Annotated in this window: 5 protein-coding genes, 2 pseudogenes and 2 riboswitches; of the genes and pseudogenes, 4 read left to right on the top strand and 3 right to left on the bottom strand. The window is 33.9% G+C overall.

The window, feature by feature from the left end:
* Window positions 1–367 precede the first annotated feature (367 nt).
* The 3 genes from J7E66_RS27945 to J7E66_RS27935 all read left to right on the top strand — a co-directional run bounded on the left by J7E66_RS27945 (window position 368) and on the right by J7E66_RS27935 (window position 2991).
* Complete coding sequence (locus tag J7E66_RS27945; RefSeq protein WP_215006321.1) at window positions 368–1231, top strand: hypothetical protein; 864 nt, start codon at window positions 368–370, stop codon at window positions 1229–1231.
* A gap of 708 nt (window positions 1232–1939) precedes the next feature.
* Entirely contained in the window at window positions 1940–2365 is a 426-nt protein-coding gene (locus tag J7E66_RS27940) for a hypothetical protein (protein ID WP_215006318.1), read from the top strand.
* A 170-nt stretch (window positions 2366–2535) separates the two neighbouring features.
* Complete coding sequence (locus J7E66_RS27935) at window positions 2536–2991, top strand: hypothetical protein (RefSeq protein ID WP_215006315.1); 456 nt, start codon at window positions 2536–2538, stop codon at window positions 2989–2991.
* A gap of 468 nt (window positions 2992–3459) precedes the next feature.
* Here the strand turns inward: J7E66_RS27935 and J7E66_RS27930 are convergent, their stop codons facing one another.
* The 3 genes and pseudogenes from J7E66_RS27930 to J7E66_RS27920 form a co-directional block, all read right to left on the bottom strand.
* The gene (locus tag J7E66_RS27930) at window positions 3460–3582 is read right to left on the bottom strand and encodes an anti-repressor SinI family protein (protein WP_215006312.1); all 123 of its coding nucleotides are present in this window, start codon (window positions 3580–3582) and stop codon (window positions 3460–3462) included.
* Window positions 3583–3610: 28 nt separating this feature from the next.
* Window positions 3611–3697, bottom strand: a riboswitch (cyclic di-GMP riboswitch).
* A 564-nt stretch (window positions 3698–4261) separates the two neighbouring features.
* A pseudogene (gene sinI / locus J7E66_RS32475) lies at window positions 4262–4342 on the bottom strand (DNA-binding anti-repressor SinI); the annotation flags it as partial.
* Window positions 4343–4406: 64 nt separating this feature from the next.
* Window positions 4407–4490: riboswitch (cyclic di-GMP riboswitch) on the bottom strand.
* Window positions 4491–4763: 273 nt separating this feature from the next.
* Window positions 4764–5922, bottom strand: a pseudogene (locus tag J7E66_RS27920) (IS110 family RNA-guided transposase).
* Between the two features lie 353 nt (window positions 5923–6275).
* On the opposite strand from J7E66_RS27920, the gene J7E66_RS27915 reads away from it, so the two are divergent.
* Window positions 6276–6764: a GNAT family N-acetyltransferase gene (locus J7E66_RS27915; protein ID WP_215006309.1), complete on the top strand. Its 489-nt coding sequence runs from the start codon at window positions 6276–6278 to the stop codon at window positions 6762–6764.
* Window positions 6765–6790: the final 26 nt, after the last annotated feature.

The raw sequence follows: 6790 nt of genomic DNA, 5'->3' as shown, positions 1-6790 counted from the left end.
TCATCGACCTTCCTTCGCCAGCCGTATTATCAGGATTGACAGGAGGAAGGGGAACTAGACTAGTATAAAAACATTTTCATTCATTTGATGGTGCCGCAACGCGGCATGCATGTCTACCATGAAAATAAGTTTCCTCTAAATTGGAAAAATGGCAATATTTAAGAAGACCCTGCTCAATCGTTAAAAAAAGAGAAGAGTGTTAATTAATAAGTCTATGAATTGGTTGACTGGATTAAGGTCAGTATCAGTATGGACACTTCCTGACTATTTTCATTCTGTGGTGAAGTGCGATTTCTGCGCTTCATGGATGGCTAACGGTTGCTTATGTTTAACAAGTGTTGGTTATGATTTTTAGGGGGGAACAAAAATGAATGATATAAAAGCTAGCCATTATATCAATGTTAGACATATTGCGGGTGCACAGGATAATTATAGAATTAGTGTCGATTTTAATGGCAATCTTATTTTATTAACAGAAAAGAAGGTACAAGGAAGGTATTTGCATAAGGTATTTCATTGTGAAAATGGAAAAATAAATAAAGTCAAACTCCCTTCGGTATCGGAAGCATTTGATTTTGCTCAACCTCTTAAGGAGAATTGGTTATTGGTCAGTGCAAGAACCGACGAAGAAGAGGGGTATTTAAGGAACGGTACCTTATTTGATGTTCACGGAAATGTGTTAAAAAAGTTCGAGTTTGATGATGCAATTCAAGATGTGCAAACGACAAAGGATTCTGATATATGGGTAAGTTATTTCGATGAAAATATGGATTCAGGTTTAAGATGTTATGATAAAGAAGGAGTCAAAACATTTGATTACACCGATTTTGTCAGGCAAACAGGGAGAAAAGTTCCATTCATAGACGATTGTTATGCTTTAAATGTCACATCAGAAGGCACAAATATTTATTATTATTGTGACTTCCCACTTGTTATATTAAACAAGATGGGCTATAAGATTTTTCGTAATCTTCCCATAAAAGGAAGTCATGCATTTGCTATTTTGAATGATTTGGTTTTGTTTAGTCATGGTTATGACCATAGAGCAGTGGTGTGCTTGAATTCTTTAAGGGACAAGAAAAGAAAGACATTCCATACAGTTAATCAGAATGGAGAAGAACTGAAATATGATTATGCTATTGGTAGAGGGAGCAAATTGTTCTTAGTTAAGGATAATGATGTTTACATAATAAATATGGAAGATGAAAAGTTTGTGCAGGAATGCATTTAAAGAAACGGGTGCGATCATTCAATAACGAAGGTCGCTTTTTTCTTCTTCAAGTTACGGGCAGGTTAGTGATTATGGATTTTGTTATCGGTCTGGTATCTTTTGTTGGTGAAGTAATTTCGGCTTGGGCAATTGCAGCTTGGAGTTATTTTCAAGAAAAACTAGACAACAATTAATTTCTCCTTTTACAAGGACTAATCAATTAGGTTAGTCCTTTTTACTTTCAAGGATACATTTTGAATGTGTAAAATTTCTTATTAAAGTAACTGGTTGTGACCGCTTGAAAGAGATGACACAGTTTTCGCTTGATAAATTGGGACACTTTTTTCCAGTTTGAAACGTACATTTTTAACATGGAGAGGCATTCATGATTGCCTTGGTTAATCAGGCAGACCCTTGTTTGGCTGTTTCCGGAAATTAATTAATGTATGTTTTGGCAGTAAATTTATGAATCGATACTCAAGATAAAATGTATATAAGCTAATATTTATACATATTTGTGAAGTTATGCTTGCTGCACTAACGAAGCAGGTTAGTTTAAGAGGAAATGGAAATAAAGTCCAAACGATTTGAGGATTATGTTAGAATAAAGATACCAAATTGGTTATATAGAAGACCGGAGGAATTAGAAAGAATGATTGATTTTATAAGAAATATGTTCCTAAATGTATTGGCTTTGGTTCGGGGCTTTCATTATGGTTGGGTGATTAAATGAGGAAAAGAACAGTTTTATTAATAATTTTTATTTGTTCACTTTTAATAGGATGTAATGGTAAAGAAACAATAAGTGTTAAACATAATTATAAATTTTATGGTGAAGGAAACCAGTGGACGGGAACTTTAATTTTTTCAGGTAGAGGAGGTACTTCTACCCATTATGACGAATATAAAAAAGATTTTGTACTTGAATACAAAGGTGATTATACGGATATTTCCAATTCAGTTGTAAGCTATTCCTATAAATCTAGCGGAGGGTCAGAACGTGGGACTGAAAGCCCTCCTGGTACGAAGTATATTCGGACCAGTTCAGGAGGTAGTGGTGGTGATATCCAAAGTAAAAAAGAAGTAATTAAGGTAATTGTTAAGTGGAATGGTAAAGAAGACATTATACCGATGAAAATACTAAACGATAAATAAGTATATTATTATCCTTATTAAACAAACGGGTGCTTGAGTTCAAGAAAGTAGGGGCTGTTGCGGCAGCCTTTTTTTATTGCACTAAAGGGGTAGATTAATTGAAGAAGGAAAAAATCTTTTATGAATAGAATTATATATATATATAATCCATTTTTTAGGAGTGTAATTAAATGAAAAAAGTATGGAAATTTATTGGCACATTCATAGTTATATTCTTTGTTTATTATAGCTTTTTTTATTCTCCAACTGTACCAACTGCTTCGATAAAAAATGAGCATAAGACATATGAATTGAAAGCAAAAGATTATGATTATAGTGCTTTTGGCAAAAGTATTACAAAAAATCTTACTTATAAAAGCATAAATGATCTAAATACATATTTACAAAATGAACCAGAAATAACTGTCCATTCTAACCATCATTTTACTTATAAAAATAGTGCATCAACTACTGTTACGAACATATTTTTTTACAGTGTAGATCGAAATGAAGTTATACCACGTTTTGAATCCGAATCAACTGTTCAATCCATATCAAAACCTGGTCATTATATTCTTCAATACTTATCTGAATTTGAAACAGGAAAAATAGCAAGTTATTTTGTTAAGATAAACGTAGTTAAATAATAAAAAAATTAAAGAATTGAAACGAAAGAATCTGAAATTCCTTATTGAACTAACGGGTGCTTTACTGAAACAAAGGAATAAACTAAAAAGAGCCTAAATTATGCAAGTTTTTATTCACTACTTGTATATTTAGGCTCTTTTTATATTCATAAAACATAATGCCTTTTTATTTGCCAAAAACAGCTTGACTTCGTTTTATAAGAGAATCATGTTCGTAGAGGCTCCGTGTCAAAGGACATTTATTTTAATCTATTTTCCATTTAAGTGTGTCACTTAAATGAGCAAAAACTGTGTCATTTAACTAGACGGTCACACTGGTGTAAGAGTTGAAGATTCATCTGCCATTTTGGTGGCTTTTTTCTTATTGTACTAACGGAGTGGAACAAGAAAGAATAAATCCTTCTCGCATTTATGTCGCATTTGACCCAAAGTTGCGTAGTAAATAAAAAAAATAGACCTTATAGAAGGTCAAGATGATTTTTTTAGAAATTCTTTAATTTCATCAATAGAAATTCCTAAATTACGAGCCTTAATAATGAGGTCAAACCATTCTTTTTCTAATTCTTTTTCGCAAGCAGTTGCACTAGTCAATATATAACCCCCTAAAATATGTACTATTTTAGACAACTCAGCCTTCACTGCTGTTGATAACCTTATACCTGTAGCTTTGCGTCCGAATCTTTCAAAATGTTTTCATTTTTTCTAAATATTGTTAATGCTATGAAACAATTGTAATACAAACGTTCATTATATTGAACAAAATAAAAAACAAAGAGTTCGACAATATTTTCCAGTTATGTCGCACTTCGAGGATAATGTGCAATAGAAGAAAAGGTGCTTGTTTAAATACCATGAAAATAAGTTTCTTCAAGATTAGAAAAATGACAAAACTTAAGAAGACCCTGCTCAATCGAAAATATACGGTAAAAGATGGAACTTATGTTGAAGAGTAATCCCTTTTTTTATTTGTAGGCACTGAGCAAATTCCTTTACAAATGTAAGCGTTTTCAAATATGATATAATCAGGTCGGATGACAAAGGTGGTCATCACGGTATTTAGCGTAGGTGGAGCTGATACTAATAGGAGCTATAAGCTCTATTTTTTTTGAAAAAAAAAATCATCTTAATTAACTTGGCTTTGTATTAATTAAATTTGAATATCGTTACAGTGGTCTCTTTTTCTTGTTGAACTAACGAAGCAGGTTAGTTTAAATAAGGCAAAAAAATTTGATGAAAAGTATGAAAAAAAATAGACCTCTAAGAGGTCAGGTCAAGAAGCCTTTTTTAAAAAATCCCTAATTTCATCAAAAGGAATCCCTAACTCTAAAGCTTCCTTAATAAGTTCCACCCATTCTTTATCTAATCTTTTTCACTAGCAATTGCAGTCATAATATCCCCCTAAAATATGCACTATTTTAGGTAGCTCAGCCATCATAGTTTAACACCTTAGACCTGTAGCTTTGCGTCCCAATCTTTCAATTGGTTTGCCTTTATCTATTTACAGTATTAAAGAACTAATATAATAGTACTACAATCCTTTCGTGAATCTAAATATATAAAATTCCAAAAAGTTCGACAAAAGATGAAAAAATTGGAAATTATGTCAAACTACGTGAATTTCCGCAATAAAGGAGGTACTTGTTTAACTACCATGAAAATAAACTTCTGTAACTCAGTGAAAAAGGCAATACTTAAGAGGACGCAGCTCATTCATTTTTAAAAAAAGGGAAGAGCTCCAAATTCATGGATCTATGGTTTAGAAAGTGACTGGATTAAGAGGCTTTAGGTTCTTCTAAGGTAACAGTGTATCCTAAACTTTCGAGTCGTCTCAGTGAATGCCGAACGATAGATTGTTGTCTCTGCTTATCAAAGTAGTCTTCGCCTAAGTCTAAATACATTTCTTTTCGGGTTAAGAAGATAATAAGAGATACGTAAAATGGCATGAGCGACGACAATTCCTGCACGTTTCTTGCCTTTTCGTGACGCTGTACACCTATACAGTGCACCGAGATAGTTCTTTGATCCTCTTACAGAATGAGCTGCTTCCGTTAATGCGGATCTCAAATACTTGTTTCCTTTTTTGGTTTTGGCTGATTTTCTTTTTCCAGCACTCTCGTTTTGTCCCGGAACCAATCCTGCCCATGAACACATATGAGCCGCCGTTGGGAATTGTTTTTTAACATCAGTCCCAATTTCGGATAGGATTTGCTCAGCCATTCTGGTCGCTATACCAGGAATCGAATCCAATATTGATACATCTTCTTGATGAGAGCTGACTCTGTCCGCAACTTCCTTATCAAGCATCTCGATTTGCTCAGTCAGAAAATCAATATGACCTAAAATGGTTTTTAACATGAGGCGTTGATGTGAATTAATATAGCCTTTTAGGGCAAGTTCCAGTTCTTCTTTCTTCTTTTTCATCGAGCGTCGTGCAAAGTTTGCTAGTTTTTCAGGGTCCTCTTCACCATCGGCAATGGCATCAAGCATATCTCGTGCTGAAACACCCAACACATCTGAAACAACCGACCCCAATTTAATGTTCGCGCCTTCTAACACTTTTTGGATTCGGTTATGTTGTCTGGCACGCTCTTCAATAATACTTCTACGATAGCGAACAAGTTTTGCAATCCATTCTGCATCCTTCACATCCGTCTTTCGTCCTGGAACTGCCTTCATATGTTGGGCATTCACCACTAAAAACTCAATATCCTCAGCTTCTAGTAAATTCACAATAGACTTCCAATAAACACTCGTGCTCTCCATGGCGACATGGGTACAATTATGTTGTTTAATCCAGTCAACCAACTGTAATAGAAATACAGTTTTAGTAGAGAACGTTTGGATCTCCTTTCCTTCAGGTGTCAAAATACAGGCAGTAATATTGTCCTTATGGACATCCATACCGCATGCTCTTTCAATGACTACTTCCATTGAAAACATCCTTTCTACGGCATCATTATGATTAGAGGCTGGTGCAACAACCAGAATAGGATTAATCTACCATGTGTGCTTCCCGTAAGGGAGCTACAGTCAGTGGTGCACCGTGGTCGGTGGAGTCAGACTAACGGATGGGCTCTAACGCACTATAGTTAAGCATCTTCCTCTCCCAGCCGTAGAATCAGTATTGACGGTTCTAACACATTTTCATTCTCTGTGGTGAAGCGCTGATTTTTGCGCTTCATGGATGGCTAACGGGGCAGGATAGTTATAAAAAGGAAAAATTCAAGTTTATGTAGAAATTAACAAAGTATGAGAAGTTATTTAATTGAAAATGAGGTATAAAAATGACTGTTTCATTAAAATTACTATCTAAAGATGAAAAGCATATTCTTCGCAACTTATATTCCCTTTATTTACACGACCTTTCTGAATTTACCGATGGTTTAGACATATCAACAAGTGGTTCTTTTGAGTTTGACTCATTTGAATTAATCTGGGAGAGAGATGGGTTAACACCATATTTTCTAAAAAAAAATCAGGTAATTGTAGGTTTTTTGCTGCTCTTAGAAAGACCTTTTTTAAATAAAGATTATGATTTCAGTATTAATGATATTTTTATGTTGAAAAAATTCAGGAGAAAAGGTATTGCAATTTCATTATTAGAGGAATTGTTTAAACAGAAAAAGGGTAGATATTTTGTTGTTGAATTAGCTAAGAATAAACCTGCTGTTTTATTTTGGAGAAAAATTTATCGTGAGCTAGATATAGTCTTTGAAGAAGAGAAGAAAATTGTTGATAATGAAGAATGTTTGGTTCAATCCTTTCAAATTTAAACGAGTGAATCGGCTACACTTAACTG

The organism is Bacillus sp. ISL-7 (assembly GCF_018613065.1).
The sequence above is the reverse complement of the archived record's forward strand: the minus strand, read 5'-3'. Positions and strand labels throughout refer to the sequence as shown.

What these genes read in the sequence shown, in the direction of transcription:
- J7E66_RS27945 (WP_215006321.1), top strand. Translation starts at nt 368, where the DNA reads ATGAATGATATAAAAGCTAGCCATTATATCAATGTTAGACATATTGCG.
- J7E66_RS27940 (WP_215006318.1), top strand. Translation starts at nt 1,940, where the DNA reads ATGAGGAAAAGAACAGTTTTATTAATAATTTTTATTTGTTCACTTTTA.
- J7E66_RS27935 (WP_215006315.1), top strand. Translation starts at nt 2,536, where the DNA reads ATGAAAAAAGTATGGAAATTTATTGGCACATTCATAGTTATATTCTTT.
- J7E66_RS27915 (WP_215006309.1), top strand. Translation starts at nt 6,276, where the DNA reads ATGACTGTTTCATTAAAATTACTATCTAAAGATGAAAAGCATATTCTT.